The organism is Rathayibacter sp. AY2B9 (genome assembly GCF_002931595.1).
Taxonomy (GTDB): domain Bacteria; phylum Actinomycetota; class Actinomycetes; order Actinomycetales; family Microbacteriaceae; genus Rathayibacter.
Window position 1 is genome coordinate 161,168 of record NZ_PSUB01000005.1, and the last position, 18,599, is coordinate 179,766.

Consider the following 18,599-nt stretch of genomic DNA (forward strand, 5'->3'; position numbering starts at 1 on the left):
GCGCCGCGCCCCGCGCCGGGCTCGGAGCGGGGCGCGGCGAGGTTCAGCGGCGCAGGATGCGCGCCTCCCACGGGCCGAGCGTCGACCCGGTCGCACCGGCGACGTTGCCGAGGACCGTCTCGGCAGCCGCCCACTCCTCGAGCAGCGGCACCTCGAGCGGCTCACCGGACACGTTCCCGACGACGAGCAGCTCGCCCGGTCCGGTGCGCGTGAAGGCGAAGAGCGCGGGGTGCTCGGGCTCCAGCAGCGCGAAGCGGCCCAGCTGCACCGTCTCGTCGGCGTGCCGCAGCGCGATCAGCGCCCGGTAGTACTCGAAGACCGACCGCTCGGCGGCCCGATCGGCGGCGACGTTCACCTCGGCGGCGTTCGGGTTGACCGCGATCCACGGCTCGCCGGTCGTGAAGCCGGCCTGGAGGCCGTCGTCCCACTGCACCGGCGTGCGGGCGTTGTCGCGGCTCTGCGCGCGCAGCCCGGCGAGCACGGTCGCGGGGTCCTCGCCGCGTTCGTCGACGGCCTCGGCCCAGTAGTTCAGGGACTCGACGTCGCGGAAGTCCTCGATGCCGGCGAACGGGACGTTCGTCATCCCGATCTCGTCGCCCTGGTAGATGTACGGCGTACCGCGCTGGAGGTGGAGGAGCGTCGCCCAGAGGGTCGCGGACTCGTAGCGGTGCGCGCCGTCGTCGCCGAAGCGCGAGACGAGACGCGGCTGGTCGTGGTTGCCGAGGTACAGGCTGTTCCAGCCGCGCTCGGCCAGGCCGTCCTGCCACCGCGCGAGGTTGGCCTTCAAGGCGACCAGGTCCAGCGGCACCGGGTGGAACTTGTCGACTCCGTGGTCGATGCCGACGTGCTCGAACTGGAAGACCATGTCGAGCTCACGCCGCTCGGGATCCGTCACGAGCACCGCCTCCTCGAGGGTGACCCCGGGCATCTCGCCGACGGTGAGGAAGGAGCCCTCGCGGTGCGCGAACACGGCCTCGTGCATCTCGCGGAGGTACTCGTGGAGCCGCGGACCCACCCCTCCGACGATGCCCGCGCCGCCCTGCTCGCCGTCGACGGCTCCGACGTCCTTCGAGACGAGGTTGATCACGTCCATCCGGAAGCCGTCCACTCCGCGGTCGAGCCAGCGGTTCATCATCGCGTGCACCGCGTGCCGCACCTCGGGGTTCTCCCAGTTGAGGTCCGGCTGCTGCACCGCGAAGAGGTGGAGGAAGTACTCGTCCGTCGCCGGGTCGAGCGTCCAGGCCGGGCCGGAGAAGTAGGAGCGCCAGCCGTTCGGCTCGGCGACGTCGAGGCCGGCGCCGGCGGCCGCCTCGAGCTCGCGGCCGGGCTCGGCCGAGCGGCGCGCGCGGCGCCACCAGTACCAGTCGCGCTTCGGGTCCTCCTGCGAGGAGCGGGACTCGACGAACCAGGCGTGCTCGTCGCTCGTGTGGTTGACCACGAGGTCCATCACGATGCGGATGCCGCGCTCGTGGGCCTCAGCGAGGAGCAGGTCGAACTCCTCCAGCGTCCCGAACCGCGGGTCGATGTCCTCGTAGTCCGAGATGTCGTAGCCGTTGTCGTGCTGCGGCGACGGGTAGACCGGCGAGAGCCAGATCACGTCGACCCCCAGGTCGGCGAGGTGGTCGAGCTTCGAGCGGATGCCGCCCAGGTCGCCGATGCCGTCGCCGTTCGAGTCCGCGAACGAGCGCGGGTAGATCTGGTAGACGACGGCGCTCGTCCACCAGGGCGCGGACGTCTCCCGCTCGGGGGAGTCGGAGGTCGGGGCGGCGGTCTCGGAGGGGGTCGGGGCGGCGGAGTCCATGGTCGCGAATCTAGCCCGGACGGCCGACACGGAGGGGCCCGCCGCACCGCTGCCCGGCGCGAGTCGACCCCGCCGGCGGCGCCCGTGTAACGATCTGGTGAACCGTGCGCGACCCGGCGGAGTGGCGGTTCCGGCGCTCGGATACTCTCTCCCCTGGCGGGACCCGAGCCGCCGCAGGGAGAGTGGTGGCGTGCCCAGGGACAGGACCGGCGCCGTCGTGCGGGCTCCCCGTCACAGTGCCGTCCCGCTCCCGCCCGCGGCGTCCCGCGCAGCCTCCTCGAGCGGCGTCCTCGCCGAGACCGGCCCCGTCGAGCCGACCGCCGTCGCACCCTCGCACCGCCGGCCGATGGGCGACTCCGGCCACGACCTCTTCCCCTTCGTGCTCGACGCGGCGGCCCTCGGCCGCGACGACGGTGCCGCGCTGCTCGAGCGCTACGCGGCGTGGGGCGGCAACGGCGTCGTCGTCACCGACTCGAGCCTCGCGGAGGGCGTCGGCGGCTGGCCCGCCGGACACCGCGACCGGGACCGCTTCCTCCTGATCGGCCGCTTCGCCGCTCCGGTCGGCGCGCCCGCGACGCCGCGTGCGCTCGTGGACCGTGTCGAGGGGGCGCTGCGCCGCCTCCGCACCGATCGCCTCGATGTGCTGGCGGTCCGTCCCGACGGGGCCGGACGCCTCGACGAGCTCCTCAGCGCTGTCGACGTGCTGCTGGCGCGTGGGCTGGTGCGGTCGGTGGTCGCCTCCGGATTCTCCCCGGAGGAGCTGTTCGAGGCGCGCGTCCTGGCCGGCCACGGGCTACCCCGCCTCGCCGGCGCGGAGGTCCGCTGGAACCTGCTGGAGCGGCCCGGCTCGGAGGGCGATCTCGGCCTCGTCGCCGCCGGCCAGGGACTCGCCCTGCTCGCGACCGTCCCCCTCGCCCACGGGTTCCTCCGCGGCGCCGAGCGCACCCGCCGCGAGCTCGGCCGCCTGCCCGACGGGGCACTCGCCGCCGCCCACCTCGGGCGCCGCGGACGCCGGGTCCTCGCCGTCCTCGACGCGATCGGCGCCGAGCTCTCGGCCGCTCCCGCCGCCGTCGCCCTGGCCTGGCTGCTCGGCCGGCCGCGGCTGACCGCCGCGACGGTCGCCCCGCGCTCACCCGCCGACGTGGACGCGCTGGTGCGCGCGGTCTCGCTCGAGCTCGACCCCGGACACCTGGCCGCGCTGGAGCGCGCGCGCCGCTGACCGCGCCCGTCCGCGACGCCCCGGGCACCTCTCCCGCCACGGCGCGACAGCCCGGCTCGGGCCGCCGTCGCGGTGGCCTAGGGTGGGCACGATGAACCACGGAGTCGCACTGCCCCTCGACCAGCCGGAGACGTCAGTCCGGGCCGCAGGCGGATCCACGGTCCGCCGCTCCGTCCTCCCGAGCGGTGTCCGCATCCTCAGCGAATCGGTGCCCGGCGCCCGCAGCGCCACGATCGGCTTCTGGGTCGCCGCGGGTTCTCGCGACGAGCGGCCCGGCCGCCCCGCGACCGCGGGCGAGCCCGCCGTGCCCTCCAACGTCGGCTCGACGCACTTCCTCGAGCATCTGCTGTTCAAGGGCACGCAGAAGCGGTCCGCCCTCGACATCGCCGTGTCCTTCGACTCCGTGGGCGGGGAGCACAACGCTCTCACCGCCAAGGAGTACACCTGCTACTACGCCAAGATCCAGGACCGCGACCTCCCGATGGCGGTCGAGGTGATCGCCGACATGGTGACCTCGAGCCTGATCGATCCGGACGAGTTCGAGACCGAGCGCGGGGTCATCCTCGAGGAGCTGGCGATGGCGGACGACGATCCGGCCGACGTGGCGGGCGAGAAGCTGTTCGAGGCCGTGTTCGGCGACCACCCGCTGGGCCGCCCGATCGGGGGCACCGCCGCGACCATCGGCGAGGCCACCCGGGACGCGGTCTGGGCGCACTACCGCGCCGCCTACCGCCCGCGAGACGTGGTGATCACTGTCGCCGGCGCCGTCGACCACGAGGCGCTCGTCGCGCTGCTCCAGCGGGTCCTCGTCGCCGACGGCTGGGACCTCGGCACAACGGCCCCGCCCGTCGAGCGGCGCGTCGGCGGCCGTGCGTCCTACACCCGCGGCAGCGCCCTGTCGGTGGTGCACCGCCCCACCGAGCAGGCGAACCTGCTGGTCGGCTTCCCCGGTCTCGCCGCGGGCGACGAGCGGCGGATGACGATGGGCGTCCTCAACTCGATCCTCGGCGGCGGCATGTCCTCGCGGCTGTTCCAGGAGGTGCGCGAGAAGCGCGGCCTGGCCTACTCCGTCTACTCCTTAGCCCCGTCCTACTCGGACGCGGGCCTCTTCGGGCTCTACGCCGCGTGCACCCCGGCGAAGGCGGGGACGGTCGCCGAGCTCCTGCTCACCGAGTTCCACCGCCTCGCCGAGGACGGCGTCACCGACGACGAGCTCGCCCGCGCCCGCGGCCAGCTCTCGGGAGCGGCGGCGCTCGCGCTGGAGGACTCCGACACCCGGATGTCGCGCCTCGGACGCGCCGAGCTGACCTTCGGCGAGTTCGTCGACCTCGACGAGAGCCTGCGCCGACTCGCCCTCGTCGGCGCGGAGGACGTCCAGGCACTCGCGGCAGACTTGGCCCGGGGGCCGTCGTCGATCTCGGCCGTCGGCGCGGTCGACGAGTCGGCCTTCGCCGGGATCGCCGGGATCGAGAGCGCCTCCGCGATCTGATCCGATCGTCGAACGCCCGCTGACCGCGCACCGCCGCGCCGCACCAGGGAGGACCCCGTGTCCCACTACATCTACCTCGTCCGCCACGGCGAGCAGCAGGACGCCGAGCACGGCATGCCGGACGGCCCGCTCTCGGCCCGTGGTGAGCGCCAGGCGAGGCTCATCGCCGAGCGGCTCGGCGGAGTCCCCTTCACCGGAGCGTGGCACTCGCCGCTGCGCCGGGCCGAGGAGACGGCCGCGCGCTTCCAGACGCTTCTGCCGAGCCTGCCGCTCCAGCCGTCCTCGCTGCTGTTCGACTGCATCCCCTCGGGGCCGACCCCGGACATGCCCAAGGCGTTCGAGCCCTTCTTCGGCAGCGTCACCGCGGCCGAGATCGAGGCGGGGCACGCGCAGATGCAGGACGCGGTGGCCGAGTTCCTGGCGCCGTCGCGCGAGGACCGCCACGACCTCCTCATCACTCACAACTTCGTGATCGGCTGGTTCGTCCGCCACGTGTTCGACGCTCCCGACTGGCGGTGGCTGGGCCTCAACCAGGCCAACTGCGGGCTGACGATCATCCGCGTCCGCTCCCGCAAGCCGCCGGTGCTCGTCGTGCACAACGACCTCTCGCACCTGCCCGTGGAGCTGCGCACCGGCCTGCCCGAGGCCCAGCCGTACTGAGCCGCGGGCTACGCTGAGTCGGTGACTACCTCCGTCGCCGTGGTCGGCGCGTCCGGCCGACTCGGCTCGTTCACCTGCTCGCTCATCGAGGCGTCGAGCGAGTTCTCGCTCGTCGCGCGGCTCGGCTCGCGGAGCGATCCCGCCGAGATGCTCGCGGCCGACGTCGTCGTCGACATGACCGTGCCGGCCGTCAGCCAGCAGATCGTCGACTTCGCCGTGGCCAACGGGAGGAAGGTGCTCGTCGGCACCTCCGGCTGGACCGGCGACCGGATCGCGGCCCTCCGGCGCAGCGTCGCCGAGCAGCCGGAGGCCGGCGTCGTGATCATCCCCAACTTCTCGCTGGGCTCGGTGCTCGCGACCGCGCTGGCCACCGTGGCCGCGCGCTTCTTCGACGCCGCCGAGATCGTCGAGACCCACGGCGCCCGCAAGGTCGACTCGCCCTCCGGGACCGCGGTCCGCACGGCCGAGCTGCTGCTGCGCGCCCGGGCCGAGCTCGGTCCGGTGCAGGCTCCGCACACCGACCAGCGGGCCCGCGGCCAGCAGGTCGCGAGCGTCCCGGTCCACAGCCTCCGCCTGCCCGGAGTGGAGGCGCGCCAGGAGGTCGTCTTCGGCGGCACCGGCGAGACGGTCACCATCCGGCACGACACCACCTCGCAGGCGTCCTACGAGCAGGGCGTCCTGCGCGCTCTCGACGCGGTCCGGACGACCACGGGCGTGGTGGTGGGCCTCGACGCGCTGATCGACCTGCGCGCCGCCTTCGACGCCGCGCCTCTCGACGAGCGGCCGGTCGACGAGCAGCCCGTCATCGACCGGGCTCCGTCCGGCCAGGCCGCCGCAGCGACGAGCACCCCGTGAGGACCCGCATCGGCGTCGTCCTGATGGCGGTCCTGCTCGCCCTCTACCTGTTCGTCTGCCTGCAGTACTCCGTCGTCGCCTTCGCCGCGGCGACGGTGCCCGGCATCGTGATGGGCGTCGGCCTGCTGATCCTCGGCGCCGTCGGCGTCTGGGGGCTCGTGCGCGAGCTGCTGTTCGGGCTCCGCGCCGAGAAGCTGGCCCGTCGGCTGGAGGGCGAGAACGCGCTGCCGCAGGAGGTCCTCGACTCGCGGGCCAGCGGGCGTCCGCTCCGGGAGGAGGCGGACGCGCTGTTCCCGCAGTACGCGGAGGAGGTCGACGCGCAGCCCGGGAGCTGGCGTGCCTGGTACCGCCTCGGCCTCGCCTACGACGCCAGTGGCGACCGCAAGCGTGCCCGAGGCGCCATCCGCCGGGCCATCGCGCTGGAGCACGAGGCTCCGGCCTGACCGCTCGGCCGCGACTCGAGCGCGGCTCTCCGGGCGAGAACCGCTCGGGCGGCCGGGATCAGGCGAGCACCCACTCCAGCGCCGCGCCGACCGTGCGGTGGCGGAACTCGAAGCCGTCGTCGAGCAGCCGCTGGGGGACCAGGCGCTGGCTCGAGAGCAGGAGCTCGTGCCCGGCGTCGCGCAGCGCGAGCTCGATGATCTTCTCGGGGACGGCCAGCTTGAACGGGCGGTGCAGCTGCTCGGCGAGGGTGCGCATCACGTCGTTCGCGGTCGCCGGCACCGGTCCGGCGAGGTTCACCGGGCCCGAGAGCGAGGACGTGAGCAGGTGGCGGATCGCCGCGGCCTCGTCGTAGAGGCTGATCCAGGGCCAGGCCTGGTTGCCGCTGCCGAGGGGTCCGCTGAGGCCGAGCTTCGTCAGGGGCAGGAGCGGCTTGAGCGCGCCGCCGTCGCCGAGGACGAGCCCGGTGCGAGCGGTGACCACCCGCGTGGCCTCGGGCGCGAGGTGGGCGGCCTTCTCCCAGCGGTCGACGACGTCGGCGAGGAACCCGTCGCCGCGCGAGGACTGCTCGGTGAGCTCCTCGCCCGGGCGGTCTCCGTAGTAGCCGACCGCGGAGGCGTTGATCAGCGTCGTCGGCGGGGTCGAGGACATCCGCATCGCGTCGGTGAGGGTCTGCGTGGACTGGATCCGCGAGTCGAGGATCTCCCGCTTGTAGGACGCGGTCCACGGCAGGCGGCTGATCGAGGCGCCGGAGAGGTTGATCACGGCGTCGACGCGGTCGAGCACGCTGAAGTCGAGCATGTGCGAGGTGGGCGCCCAGTGGAACTCGTCCGGGCTCGACGGCGCGTGGCGCACCAGGCGCAGGATCTCGTGCCCCTCGGCGCGCAGCTGGCGGGTCAGCTCGGAGCCGATCATCCCGCTGGCGCCCGAGATCAGGACGCGGAGCCGGGGAGCGGACGCATCCGGCCGGGCCGAGGGCAGCTCGGACGGCGTCGACACGTGCTCGCCCGGCGTGCGCGCGGCGCGCCGCGGCGAGCCGGAGTCCGTGATCCCGTCGTGGTCGGAGTGCCGTGCGGATGAGTCGCTCATGGTGCCTCCCGGAGCCGGTCGCGGGCCGCCCGCGAAGCGGACTCAGCCTAGAGCCTCACGCCCGGGAGCCGGCCGAGCGCCCGACCAGGCCGGCCCGCGCGAGCACGAGGTAGAGCTCGCAGCCCAGGCAGAGGCCGAACACGGCGTTGAGGAAGGCGGCGAGGAAGGCGACGGCCGCGGCGACCGGAACCGATCCCGGGACGCCGGCGACGTGCAGGAGGACGCCGGCGCCGGTCACCACCAGGCCGATCAGCTGGGCGAAGCGCGGCGGGCGGGCGTCCTCCCACTCGCGCGGCGGTGCCAGGTGCGGCCGGACCACCCGGCGGAACAGCACCGCCCAGGGGCCGGAGCCGACGCCGCGCGCGGCCGACCAGGCGAAGAGGGCGGCGAGCGCCAGCAGCAGGAGGAAGCCGGGCTGGGAGAGCCGGCCGTCGAGGTCGGCCCGGGCCGCGGCCGCGAGCCCGAGGCCCACGGCCGTGAGGAGGAGTGCGGCGGTGACTCCGGCGGCGACCCTCGGGCCGCGGGGATCGACGGTGCCGGACGGGGGAGTGGCGCCGCTGGTGGAGGGGGAGCGGGTGCTCATCATGTCTCCTGGAGTCGGTCGAGCTCGATGGTCAGGGCGGCGCGGGTCGGAGCGCCGCCGACGCGGCTGCGCGGCACTCCGTCTCGATCGAGCAGGAGGAGCGTGGGCGTCTGCCGGACGCGGAAGCGCGCCGCGAGGTCGGGGCGGTGCGTCAGATCGACGTCGAGGTGCGCCAGCCCGGGCCGCTGCTGGGCGAGCTCCCCGACCATCCGTCGCACTGCAGGGCACCGCGTGCAGACGTCGGTCGAGAACTGCACGACTGTGGCCCGGGTCCCGAGCACTGCGCCGGGGACGAGCTCGCCGGGGTCGATCGCGGGGCCCTGGCGCGAGGGGACGCCCGCGACGCGCCCGGAGCGGGCCCGATGGACAGCCCCGAGGACGACGCCCAGCACGACGAGGCCGAGCAGTGCGGCGAGGATCGTCACGGGCTCCATCCGGGAAGCGTAGGTCGGCGCAGGCGCTGCGCGGACGACTGTTTCGGGATGTGACGACGGCCGCGGTCAAAGCGTGGTCTAGGTTCGATCCGTGACCGAACAGAGCAGCCTCAGCGCAGACCCGAGCAGTCCCGTCTTCCGCAGCGATGTCGTCGTCGAGCTGGTCCGCGCGAGCGCCCACGACTCCGACGTGCTGTTCGCGGCCCGCGTCTCGACCCAGGGCGAGAAGACACTCGCCGAGGCGCTCGACGGCGAGGAGTCCGACGCCGAGCTGCAGCGCAAGCGCGACCGCGGCCTGATCAACTACCTCATGCGCGACCGCCACGGCTCGCCGTTCGAGCACAACTCGATGACCTTCTACGTGCAGGCGCCGATCTTCGTCTTCCGCGAGTTCATGCGGCACCGCATCGCCTCCTACAACGAGGAGTCGGGCCGTTACCGCGAGCTCCGTCCGGTCTTCTACGTGCCCGGCCCCCGCCGTAATCTCGTGCAGGTCGGCAAGCCCGGCGCCTACTCCTTCGAGCCGGGCACCCCCGAGCAGGCCGAGCTCGTCGCCGAGGAGACGCGCCGCGTCAGCACGCAGGCCTACGAGTCGTACCGGCGGATGCTCGGCGAGGGCGTCGCCCGCGAGGTCGCCCGGATCGTCCTCCCGCTGAACATCTACTCGTCGATGTACGTCACGCTCAACGCCCGCTCGCTGATGAACTTCCTCTCCCTGCGCACCAAGCGCGAGGACTCGACGTTCCCCTCCTTCCCGCAGCGCGAGATCGAGATGGCGGCCGAGCAGATGGAGACGCACTTCCAGGAGCTGATGCCCCTCACGGCCGCCGCCTTCACCGCGAACGGCCGCGTCGCTCCGTAGCCCGCCGCCCGGCGAGGACGAGCGGGCCGTCCCGCCCGATCCGCGTGCTGCCGTCCGCGCGGGCGGCTCCGGGAACCTCCTCCCGGCGGCGCGGCGGCGACCCGCTACCCTGGCAGCGTGTCAACTCCGGAGAATCCCTTCGGCCAGGTCCTGGTCGCCCTGGTCACCCCGTTCACCGCCGACGGCGAGGTCGACTGGCCCGGTGTCGAGAAGCACATCGACGACTGCATCGCAGCGGGCGCGGACGGCATCGTGGTCACCGGGACCACGGGCGAGACCAGCACCCTGACCGACCCGGAGAAGATCCGCCTCGTCGAGGTCGGCCGCTCGGTCGCCGGGGGCCGCGCGAAGATCATCACTGGAGGCGGCTCGAACGAGACCGCCCACGCCATGCAGCTCGCCCGTCAGAGCGAGAAGGCCGGCGCCGACGGCAACATGATCGTCACCCCGTACTACAACAAGCCCACGCAGGCGGGCGTGCTCACCCACTTCCGGATGATCGCGGATGCGACGGACCTGCCGGTGATCCTCTACGACATCCCCGGCCGCACCGGCGTGCCGATCCGCTACGAGACGATCCTGCGGGCGGCCAAGCACCCGAACATCCTGGCCGTGAAGGACGCGAAGGGCGATCTCTCCGAGGTCAGCCGCGTGCTCAACCAGACCGACCTGATGTACTTCTGCGGCGACGACGCGAACGTGCTCCCCGAGCTCGCCATCGGCGCCACGGGGCTCATCGGCGTCACCGCGAACATCGCCGCCGCGCCGTACCGCACGATCGTCGACGCCGTGAACGCGGGCGACCTCCACGCGGCCACCCGCGCACACCAGCAGCTCGAGCCGCTCGTGCGCGCCGTGATGACGCACGTCCCCGGTACCGTCGCCGCGAAGTACATCCTGCACGGCCTCGGCCGCATCTCCTCGCCGCGCGTGCGGCTGCCCCTGGTCGGCCCGGAGGAGTCGGAGGCGGCGCTCATCGAGGACGAGCTCGGCCTGGTCCGCGACATCCCGGGCGTCGACTTCCGCAACTTCCGGCCCGACCGCAACGCCGCGGCCGGCGGCGCCCTCCCGAAGGTCGCCGGCACCACCCGCTGAGCCCGAGCGGCACGTCCCGAGAAAGCACCGCTGGAGAAGGAGGGCGCATGCCCGGTCCCGTGATCATCCCCGCCCCGCTCGCTCCGGGAACGCTCCGGATCATCCCCCTCGGCGGCCTCGGCGAGATCGGCCGCAACATGACCGTCTTCGAGATCGACGGCAGGCTCCTGGTCGTCGACTGCGGCGTGCTCTTCCCGGAGGAGGACCAGCCGGGCGTCGACCTGATCCTCCCGGACTTCACGCCCATCCGGGACCGGCTCGACGACATCGTCGGAGTGGTCCTCACCCACGGCCACGAGGACCACATCGGTGCCGTCCCCTACCTGCTCCGCCTGAAGCGCGACATCCCGCTGATCGGCTCCACCCTCACGCTCGCCCTCGTCGAGGCGAAGCTCAAGGAGCACCGGATCACGCCGTACACGCTCACGGTGAAGGAGGGCGACGTCGAGAACCTCGGGCCCTTCGAGCTCGAGTTCGTCGCCGTGAACCACTCGATCCCGGACGCGCTGGCCGTGTCGATCGTCACCGACGCGGGCTCGGTGCTGCACACCGGCGACTTCAAGATGGACCAGCTGCCGCTCGACGGCCGGATCACCGACCTGCGCGCCTTCGCCCGCCTCGGCGAGGAGGGAGTCGACCTGTTCATGGTCGACTCCACCAACGCCGACGTCCCCGGCTTCACGCCGAGCGAGCGCGACATCGGCCCGGTCATCGAGAGCGTCATGGCCAGGGCGACCCGCCGTGTCATCGTCGCGAGCTTCTCCAGCCACGTGCACCGGGTGCAGCAGGTGCTCGACGCGGCTCACGCCACGGGCCGCCGCGTGGCGCTGCTCGGCCGCTCCATGGTCCGCAACATGCGCATCGCCGCGGATCTCGGCTACCTGCACGTCCCTCCGGGAGTCCTGGTCGACATGAAGAAGTCGGGCGACGTCCCCGAGGACAGGATCGTCTACATGTCCACCGGGTCGCAGGGCGAGCCGATGGCCGTCCTCAGCCGGATGGCCAACCTCGATCACCAGATCGAGCCGGGGGAGGGCGACACGGTGATCCTCGCCTCCAGCCTCATCCCCGGCAACGAGAACGCGGTGTACCGGGTCATCAACGGGCTCACCCGGCTCGGAGCGACCGTCGTGCACAAGGGCAACGCGAAGGTGCACGTGTCCGGGCACGCCGCGGCCGGCGAGCTCCTCTACTGCTACAACATCCTCAAGCCGCTGAACGTGATGCCGGTGCACGGCGAGTACCGGCACCTGGTCGCGAACGCGCAGCTCGCGCGCGAGACCGGGATCGCGGAGGAGAACACGATCATCGCCGAGGACGGCACCGTGATCGACCTGCTCGACGGCAGGGCGACCGTCGTCGGACGGCTCGACCTGGGGTTCGTCTACGTCGACGGATCGTCGGTGGGCGAGATCACCGACGCCGACCTCAAGGACCGGCGGATCCTCGGCGAGGAGGGCTTCATCTCGATCATCGTGGTGGTGGAGGCGGGCACGGGGCGGATCGTCGTCGGCCCCGAGATCCACGCGAAGGGCTTCGCGGAGGACGACAGCGTCTTCGACGAGGTCAAGCCGCGGATCGCGGCCGCGCTCGAGGAGGCGGTGCGGAACGGGGCGAGCGATCAGCACACGCTCTCGCAGGCCGTCCGTCGCGTCGTCGGCCGCTGGGTCAACACCTCCTACCGCCGCCGGCCCATGATCGTGCCGCTCGTCATCGAGGCCTGAGCCTCCCGGCCGGCGGCCGATCGGCGCCGGCCGTCGCGGCGCGGGTCACCGGCCCTGACGGGGGCGGCGGGTACGGTGGCCTCATGGCGACCAGTACCAAGACGACCTCGCGCGGGCGCGGCAGCGCGACTCCGCGCTCCGGCGCGCCGCGATCCGGCCGGGGCTCGGGCAAGGCGGCCGCCGAGACGAAGACGGTGGCCTTCGAGTCCGCCCCGCGCACCAACCCCGCGGTGCGGCTCTGGATGGCGCTGGCCCACCTCGCTGGCGGCGCCGCGCGCGCCCTCGGTCCCGAGCGGCTGGCGAAGGAGGAGCGCCGCGACGGCGTCCCCTTCCTGCTGCTGCTGCTGGCCGTCGCGGGCGCGGTCGTCGAGTGGTTCCTCGCGACCGACCCGGTCGCCCTGGTGCTCGACGCGTGGAGCTTCGGCGGCTTCTTCGGCCGTGTCGCCTACGTGCTGCCGGTCGTCCTGCTCCTCTTCTCCCTCTGGCTCTTCCGGCACCCCCGGTCCGTCGACGACAACGGACGGATCGGCGTGGGCCTCATCACGCTGCTCGTCGCCTCCGCCGGCATCTGCCACGCGCACCTCGGCCTGCCGCAGCCCGGCCAGGGAATCGAGACCATGGCGGCAGCGGGAGGCGTCCTCGGCTGGCTGGTAGGCGCTCCGCTCGCGGCGATCGCCACCGTCCCCGGCGCGACCGTGCTGCTGTCGCTCGTGATCCTGCTGTCGCTGTTCATCATCACCAAGACCCCGCCGAACCGCATCGGCGCGCGCTCGCGGGAGCTCTACGGCTACCTCTTCGGCGCCCCCGTTCTCGACGACGAGGAGCGCGCCCGCCTCAAGGCCGAGCGGGCCGCCGCCAAGGCCGCGGCGAAGGCGGAGGCCGAGCAGGAGGAGGACGCGCAGCAGGACGGCGGAGAGCTGCCCTGGTGGCGGCGCACCGAGTCCGGGCGCGAGGACGAGCCGACCGTGCAGACCGAGCTCCCGATCGACTCCTTCACCGAGGTCATCGAGGGCGCCGCGCCGGCCCGCGGCCGCGCGAAGGGCTTCGACACCGCGCTCGAGGAGCGCGACGACGAGGCCCACCCGCCGACCCGCTCCTACGCCACCGAGGTGCTGGCCGAGGCCGAGACCGCCGAGGCGGCGCTCGCCCGCTTCGAGCAGACGGGCGCTCCCCGCGGCGCGACCGGCGTGGTCGACGACGACGCGACCGAGGTCATCCGGCTCGACCGCCTCGACGTGGCGCCCGCCGTCCCGATCCCGCCCGTCATCGAGACCGGCCCGATCGCGCCCTTCGCCGAGGAGGACCCGACCGCCGGTTTCGACTCCTCGTTCGAGGACGACGCGCCGTACCGCCTCCCCTCGGCGGCCGCCCTCTCGACGGGCACGCCCTCCAAGGCGCGCTCGGCGGCCAACGACGAGATGGTCCGCGCCATCACCGAGGTGCTGCAGCAGTTCAACGTGGACGCGACGGTCACCGGCTTCTCCCGTGGCCCGACCGTCACCCGCTACGAGATCGAGCTCGGCCCCGGCGTCAAGGTCGAGCGCGTCACCGCGCTCAGCAAGAACCTCTCCTACGCCGTCGCCAGCAACGAGGTCCGGATCCTCTCCCCGATCCCGGGCAAGAGCGCGATCGGCGTCGAGATCCCCAACACGGACCGCGAGATCGTCTCGCTGGGCGACGTCCTCCGCTCGCCGGCCTCGACGACGTCCACGCACCCGATGACCATCGGCGTCGGCAAGGACGTCGAGGGCGGCTACGTCGTGGCGAACCTCGCCAAGATGCCGCACCTCCTGGTCGCCGGCTCCACCGGCTCCGGCAAGTCCAGCTTCGTCAACTCGATGATCACGAGCCTGCTGATGCGCGCGCGCCCGCAGGACGTGCGCATGGTCCTGATCGACCCCAAGCGCGTGGAGCTCACCATCTACGGCGGAGTGCCGCACCTGATCACTCCGATCATCACGAACCCCAAGAAGGCCGCCGAGGCGCTGCAGTGGGTCGTGAAGGAGATGGACATGCGCTACGACGACCTGGCGTCGTTCGGGTTCCGTCACATCGACGACTTCAACGCGGCCGTCCGCGCGGACGAGATCAAGCTCCCGGCGGGCAGCAGCCGCGTCCTCAAGCCGTACCCGTACCTCCTCGTGGTGGTCGACGAGCTCGCCGACCTGATGATGGTCGCCCCGCGCGACGTCGAGGACTCGATCGTGCGGATCACCCAGCTCGCGCGCGCCTCGGGCATCCACCTCGTGCTGGCCACGCAGCGGCCGAGCGTCGACGTGGTGACCGGCCTCATCAAGGCGAACGTGCCCAGCCGCCTCGCCTTCGCGGTGACCAGCGTGACCGACTCGCGGGTCATCCTCGACCAGCCGGGAGCCGACAAGCTCATCGGGCAGGGCGACGGCCTCTTCCTCCCCATGGGCACCAACAAGCCGATGCGCGTCCAGGGCGCCTGGGTCCGCGAGGACGAGATCGCGAAGGTCGTCGAGCACGTCACCCGTCAGGCGCAGCCCGAGTACCGCCAGGACATCACCGTGCAGGCGCAGCGCAAGGAGATCGACTCCGACATCGGGGACGACCTCGAGCTGCTGGTCGCGGCGGCCGAGCTCGTCGTCAGCACGCAGTTCGGCTCGACCTCGATGCTGCAGCGCAAGCTCCGCGTCGGCTTCGCCAAGGCCGGCCGGCTGATGGACCTGCTCGAGTCGCGCGAGGTCGTCGGCCCCTCCGAGGGGTCGAAGGCCCGCGACGTGCTGGTCACCGCCGAGCAGCTGCCGGGCGTCCTCGCGCGCATGCGCGGCGAGGACCCGGGCGAGGGGCCGGCCGCGCCGTCCTCGGTCGCCCCGGACCCGTACGCGGATCCGCTGGCCGAGCCGACGGGGCCCGCCGCCACCGACTACCACGACGACGACGAGGGGTCCGGCGAGGACGCCTGGACGCTGACGGGACGCGAGTGACCGTCCCGGTCGCCCGCACTGCGAGGAACGGCGGAGCACGATGACCCACCCCACCGCACCGGCTCCGGCCGCGTCGGGCAACTGGAACCTGCCGAACGCGATCACGGTCGTCCGGATCCTGCTGGCGCCCGTCTTCTTCTGGCTCCTGCTGGCCGACGGGGGGCAGGACGGCGGGATCCGGATCGCCGCGGCGCTCCTCTTCATCGTCGCGATCGCCACGGACGGCATCGACGGGCACATCGCCCGGAGCCGGGGCCTCGTGACCGATCTCGGCAAGCTCCTGGATCCGATCGCCGACAAGGTGCTGACCGGTGCGGCGCTCGTCGGGCTCTCGATCCTCGCGGAGCTGCCGTGGTGGGTGACGATCGTCATCCTGGTGCGCGAGATCGGCATCACCGTCTTCCGGATGGCCGTGCTCTCGGACCGGGTGATCCCGGCGTCACGGGGCGGCAAGCTCAAGACGATCGTGCAGTCGATCGCGATCTCCCTCGCTCTGCTGCCGCTCTGGGCCGTCCTCGGCGAGTGGGTCCACTGGCTGAACGGGATCACGATGACGACCGCGGTGGTGCTCACGGTCGCCACCGGGATCGACTACCTCGCCGACGCCGCCCGCCAGAGCCGGGCCGCCCGGTCGACGCGGTGACGGCCGCGCAGCTGATCGCCGAGCTCCGGCGGCGGGGTGTCGACCTCGCCGTCGCGGAGTCGCTCACCGGCGGCGCGCTCAGCTCCGCCCTCGTGGAGGTGCCCGGCGCCTCCGCCGTGTACCGCGGGGGAGTGGTGAGCTATGCCACCGACCTCAAGGACCGGCTCCTCGGGGTCGACGCGCGCGTCCTCGGCGAGCGGGGGCCCGTCGATCCCGGAGTCGCCGTGCAGATGGCGCGCGGAGCGTCCTCGCGGCTCGCAGCCGACGGGCGTCCGACGCTCGGCCTGGCGACGACGGGGGTCGCCGGTCCGGATCCGCAGGGGGATGCGGCCGTCGGCACCGTCTTCGTGGCGGCCGTACTCGGCGAGGACGAGCTCGTCCGTGAGCACCGGTTCGACGGCGACCGCGCCGCGATCCGCGCCGCCTCGGTCGACGCGGCTCTCGCCCTCGGCGCGGAGCTGATCTCCCGCGGCGCATGAGGCGGATACCCAGCGAGGGCCCTCCGGGAATCGGAATGCGCCGCATTGCGGCCCGGTTACAACTGGTGTCGCTCACACGCAAAGTCCAGTCATCCGGTATTAGAGTCGACACCATACGAACCGGGTAGTGAACAGCTATCCGGTTCTCTCGTCCCAGCCCCCCGATCACCCGCTCCGGAATCTCCGGCGCTCGTGTTCGCGGTGCAGGTGCACGACATGCGGTTGACGTGGAGAAGGAGGGTCCAGTGGTTCTAGTTCGTCAGGAGATCGGCGATGTCCTCAGGGACTTTCGCCTGCAGAAAGGTCGTACGCTCCGTCAGGTGGCGAGCAAGGCGAGCGTTGCGCTCGGCTACCTGAGCGAGGTCGAACGCGGTCAGAAGGAGGCCTCCTCGGAGATCCTCGCCTCTGTCGCCGACGCCCTCGACACCCCCATCTCGGTGATCATGCGCGAGGTCGGCGATCGTCTCGCCGTCATCGAGGGCATCGACACCATCCCCGACACCATTCCGGCCGACATGGTCGCCGGCTTCGACGCGGACCTCGTCACGCAGTAGTCGGCCCCCCGTCCCCTCCACTCACCGCACCCGTTCCACGCGAAGGGCGCCCAGGCTCCGGCCGGGCGCCCTTCGGCGTTCCCGGGGGAGTGCGGCCTCCGGGCAGCGGCTACCGTGGACGCATGCGCTTGAGCGAGTTCCGGCAGCTGGTGGACGACGAGTTCGGCGGCGCCTATGCCCGTGTCCTGGTCTCGGACCTCGTGCTGACCGAGCTCGGGGGCCGCACCGCCGAGCGCGCCCTCGCGGACGGAGCGGAGCCGCGCGAGGTCTGGCTCGCCCTCTGCCGCGCCAACGACGTCCCGGAGGCCCGGTGGCACGGCGTGGATCCGCGGAAGCGCCACCGCTGACGCTCCCGTCGCCGAAGCCGTGTTCGACACGCCGATGGCTCGTGCTCGAATCCGTGTTCGAACGGGTCTAGGCTCCTCCACAGAAGCAGGAACGGCCCCGTCTCCACGGAGTCGCTCTCGCTCGGCCCCGATGTCGGTGGTCGGGCGTACCGTCGGAGACACCTGAACGGACCTGCTTCACCGCCTTGTCGCAGCCGGCCGGCACTGTCACTCCGACAGTCACCGGCATGTCGCGACAGCCTGTAGGCGACACCACCACGAACACGAGAGCGAGACGGCCATGCCCAGTTCCTCCGACCGCGAGAAGTCCCTCGAGACCGCACTCGCCCAGATCGACCGCCAGTTCGGCAAGGGCGCCGTCATGCGCCTCGGAAGCGACGACCGCGCTCCCGTCGAGGTGATCCAGACCGGTTCGATCGCGCTCGACGTCGCGCTCGGGATCGGCGGGCTCCCCCGCGGCCGCATCGTCGAGATCTACGGCCCCGAGTCCTCCGGAAAGACCACCCTCACGCTGCACGCGATCGCGAACGCGCAGCGCAACGGCGGCATCGCCGCCTTCATCGACGCGGAGCACGCGCTCGACCCCGAGTACGCCAAGAAGCTCGGCGTCGACATCGACTCCCTCCTCGTGTCGCAGCCCGACACCGGAGAGCAGGCGCTCGAGATCGCCGACATGCTCGTGCGCTCGGGCTCGATCGACCTCATCGTGATCGACTCCGTCGCGGCCCTCGTGCCGCGTGCCGAGATCGAGGGTGAGATGGGCGACTCCCACGTCGGCCTGCAGGCCCGCCTCATGTCCCAGGCGCTGCGCAAGCTGACCGGCGGACTGAACACCACGAACACCACGATGATCTTCATCAACCAGCTGCGCGAGAAGATCGGCGTCTTCTTCGGAAGCCCCGAGACCACGGCGGGCGGCAAGGCGCTCAAGTTCTACGCGTCGGTCCGCCTCGACATCCGCCGCATCGAGACGCTGAAGGACGGCACCGACGCGGTCGGCAACCGCACCCGCGTCAAGGTCGTGAAGAACAAGATGGCCCCGCCCTTCAAGCAGGCCGAGTTCGACATCCTCTACGGCGTCGGCATCTCCCGCGAGGGCAGCCTGATCGACTTCGGCGTCGAGCACGAGATCGTCCGCAAGTCGGGCGCCTGGTACACCTACGACGGCGACCAGCTCGGTCAGGGCAAGGAGAAGGCGCGCCAGTTCCTCATCGACAACCCCGATGTGGCCGCCGAGATCGAGAAGCGCATCCTGGTCAAGCTCGGCGTGATCGTCGACCCGAACGCGGCCGTCGAGGCCGCGCCGGTCGCGATCGAGACCAAGCAGCCCGTGCGCAAGGGCGCCTAGCCCGTGGCGGAGAAGGCCGCGGAGG

General features: G+C 72.5%; 18 protein-coding genes. 14 read left to right on the plus strand and 4 right to left on the minus strand.

Annotation, left to right across the window (positions count from 1 at the left end):
* Nucleotides 1-43 precede the first annotated feature (43 nt).
* On the minus strand, nt 44-1,801 hold the full coding sequence (locus tag C5C25_RS07075; protein ID WP_104250172.1) for an alpha-glucosidase: 1,758 nt from the start codon (nt 1,799-1,801) through the stop codon (nt 44-46).
* Nucleotides 1,802-1,991: 190 nt separating this feature from the next.
* On the opposite strand from C5C25_RS07075, the gene C5C25_RS07080 reads away from it, so the two are divergent.
* The 5 genes from C5C25_RS07080 to C5C25_RS07100 all read left to right on the plus strand — a co-directional run bounded on the left by C5C25_RS07080 (nt 1,992) and on the right by C5C25_RS07100 (nt 6,467).
* On the plus strand, nt 1,992-3,020 hold the full coding sequence (locus C5C25_RS07080; protein WP_146079447.1) for an aldo/keto reductase: 1,029 nt from the start codon (nt 1,992-1,994) through the stop codon (nt 3,018-3,020).
* A gap of 91 nt (nt 3,021-3,111) precedes the next feature.
* The gene (locus C5C25_RS07085) at nt 3,112-4,509 is read left to right on the plus strand and encodes a pitrilysin family protein (RefSeq protein WP_104250206.1); all 1,398 of its coding nucleotides are present in this window, start codon (nt 3,112-3,114) and stop codon (nt 4,507-4,509) included.
* A 57-nt stretch (nt 4,510-4,566) separates the two neighbouring features.
* The gene (locus C5C25_RS07090) at nt 4,567-5,169 is read left to right on the plus strand and encodes a histidine phosphatase family protein (RefSeq protein WP_104224462.1); all 603 of its coding nucleotides are present in this window, start codon (nt 4,567-4,569) and stop codon (nt 5,167-5,169) included.
* A gap of 21 nt (nt 5,170-5,190) precedes the next feature.
* Entirely contained in the window at nt 5,191-6,024 is an 834-nt protein-coding gene (dapB, locus tag C5C25_RS07095; RefSeq protein WP_104250174.1) for a 4-hydroxy-tetrahydrodipicolinate reductase, read from the plus strand.
* Complete coding sequence (locus tag C5C25_RS07100) at nt 6,021-6,467, plus strand: hypothetical protein (RefSeq protein ID WP_104250175.1); 447 nt, start codon at nt 6,021-6,023, stop codon at nt 6,465-6,467. The genes dapB and C5C25_RS07100 overlap by 4 nt, the downstream gene beginning before the upstream one ends.
* Before the next feature lie 58 nt (nt 6,468-6,525).
* Here C5C25_RS07100 and C5C25_RS07105 read toward each other — a convergent pair whose 3' ends face one another.
* Genes C5C25_RS07105 through C5C25_RS07115 form a run of 3 tightly spaced genes read right to left on the minus strand, consistent with a single transcriptional unit; the run spans nt 6,526 to nt 8,571 of the window.
* Nucleotides 6,526-7,554 (minus strand): TIGR01777 family oxidoreductase, encoded by a 1,029-nt coding sequence (locus C5C25_RS07105; protein WP_104250176.1) that lies wholly within the window; start codon nt 7,552-7,554, stop codon nt 6,526-6,528.
* Nucleotides 7,555-7,609: 55 nt separating this feature from the next.
* Nucleotides 7,610-8,137 carry a DUF4395 domain-containing protein gene (locus C5C25_RS07110; RefSeq protein ID WP_104250177.1) on the minus strand — a complete coding sequence of 176 codons (528 nt, stop codon included), beginning with the start codon at nt 8,135-8,137 and terminating at the stop codon, nt 7,610-7,612.
* Nucleotides 8,137-8,571 (minus strand): thioredoxin family protein, encoded by a 435-nt coding sequence (locus tag C5C25_RS07115; RefSeq protein WP_104250178.1) that lies wholly within the window; start codon nt 8,569-8,571, stop codon nt 8,137-8,139. Before C5C25_RS07115 ends, C5C25_RS07110 begins: the two co-directional genes overlap by 1 nt.
* A 91-nt stretch (nt 8,572-8,662) precedes the next feature.
* Between C5C25_RS07115 and thyX the strand changes: the two genes are divergently transcribed.
* From thyX to recA, 9 genes are all read left to right on the plus strand, one after another.
* Nucleotides 8,663-9,433, plus strand: coding sequence for an FAD-dependent thymidylate synthase (gene thyX / locus C5C25_RS07120; RefSeq protein WP_104224468.1), 771 nt, complete (start codon nt 8,663-8,665; stop codon nt 9,431-9,433).
* Nucleotides 9,434-9,550: 117 nt separating this feature from the next.
* Nucleotides 9,551-10,528, plus strand: coding sequence for a 4-hydroxy-tetrahydrodipicolinate synthase (dapA, locus tag C5C25_RS07125; protein WP_104224469.1), 978 nt, complete (start codon nt 9,551-9,553; stop codon nt 10,526-10,528).
* 47 nt (nt 10,529-10,575) lie between these two features.
* Nucleotides 10,576-12,252 carry a ribonuclease J gene (locus C5C25_RS07130; RefSeq protein ID WP_104250179.1) on the plus strand — a complete coding sequence of 559 codons (1,677 nt, stop codon included), beginning with the start codon at nt 10,576-10,578 and terminating at the stop codon, nt 12,250-12,252.
* An 83-nt stretch (nt 12,253-12,335) separates the two neighbouring features.
* Nucleotides 12,336-15,203: a DNA translocase FtsK gene (locus tag C5C25_RS07135; RefSeq protein ID WP_104250180.1), complete on the plus strand. Its 2,868-nt coding sequence runs from the start codon at nt 12,336-12,338 to the stop codon at nt 15,201-15,203.
* Nucleotides 15,204-15,243: 40 nt separating this feature from the next.
* Nucleotides 15,244-15,846, plus strand: coding sequence for a CDP-diacylglycerol--glycerol-3-phosphate 3-phosphatidyltransferase (pgsA, locus tag C5C25_RS07140; protein WP_104250181.1), 603 nt, complete (start codon nt 15,244-15,246; stop codon nt 15,844-15,846).
* Nucleotides 15,843-16,325, plus strand: coding sequence for a CinA family protein (locus C5C25_RS07145; protein ID WP_104224473.1), 483 nt, complete (start codon nt 15,843-15,845; stop codon nt 16,323-16,325). Before pgsA ends, C5C25_RS07145 begins: the two co-directional genes overlap by 4 nt.
* A gap of 245 nt (nt 16,326-16,570) precedes the next feature.
* Entirely contained in the window at nt 16,571-16,879 is a 309-nt protein-coding gene (locus tag C5C25_RS07150; RefSeq protein ID WP_068207524.1) for a helix-turn-helix domain-containing protein, read from the plus strand.
* A 122-nt stretch (nt 16,880-17,001) separates the two neighbouring features.
* Entirely contained in the window at nt 17,002-17,226 is a 225-nt protein-coding gene (locus C5C25_RS07155) for a DUF3046 domain-containing protein (RefSeq protein WP_104224474.1), read from the plus strand.
* A 280-nt stretch (nt 17,227-17,506) separates the two neighbouring features.
* Entirely contained in the window at nt 17,507-18,574 is a 1,068-nt protein-coding gene (recA, locus tag C5C25_RS07160; RefSeq protein WP_104224475.1) for a recombinase RecA, read from the plus strand.
* Nucleotides 18,575-18,599 lie beyond the last annotated feature (25 nt).

What these genes read in the sequence shown, in the direction of transcription:
- C5C25_RS07075 (WP_104250172.1), bottom strand. Translation starts at nt 1,801, where the DNA reads ATGGACTCCGCCGCCCCGACCCCCTCCGAGACCGCCGCCCCGACCTCC.
- C5C25_RS07085 (WP_104250206.1), top strand. Translation starts at nt 3,112, where the DNA reads ATGAACCACGGAGTCGCACTGCCCCTCGACCAGCCGGAGACGTCAGTC.
- C5C25_RS07105 (WP_104250176.1), bottom strand. Translation starts at nt 7,554, where the DNA reads ATGAGCGACTCATCCGCACGGCACTCCGACCACGACGGGATCACGGAC.
- C5C25_RS07110 (WP_104250177.1), bottom strand. Translation starts at nt 8,137, where the DNA reads ATGAGCACCCGCTCCCCCTCCACCAGCGGCGCCACTCCCCCGTCCGGC.
- C5C25_RS07115 (WP_104250178.1), bottom strand. Translation starts at nt 8,571, where the DNA reads ATGGAGCCCGTGACGATCCTCGCCGCACTGCTCGGCCTCGTCGTGCTG.
- C5C25_RS07130 (WP_104250179.1), top strand. Translation starts at nt 10,576, where the DNA reads ATGCCCGGTCCCGTGATCATCCCCGCCCCGCTCGCTCCGGGAACGCTC.
- C5C25_RS07135 (WP_104250180.1), top strand. Translation starts at nt 12,336, where the DNA reads ATGGCGACCAGTACCAAGACGACCTCGCGCGGGCGCGGCAGCGCGACT.
- pgsA (WP_104250181.1), top strand. Translation starts at nt 15,244, where the DNA reads ATGACCCACCCCACCGCACCGGCTCCGGCCGCGTCGGGCAACTGGAAC.
- C5C25_RS07155 (WP_104224474.1), top strand. Translation starts at nt 17,002, where the DNA reads ATGCGCTTGAGCGAGTTCCGGCAGCTGGTGGACGACGAGTTCGGCGGC.
- recA (WP_104224475.1), top strand. Translation starts at nt 17,507, where the DNA reads ATGCCCAGTTCCTCCGACCGCGAGAAGTCCCTCGAGACCGCACTCGCC.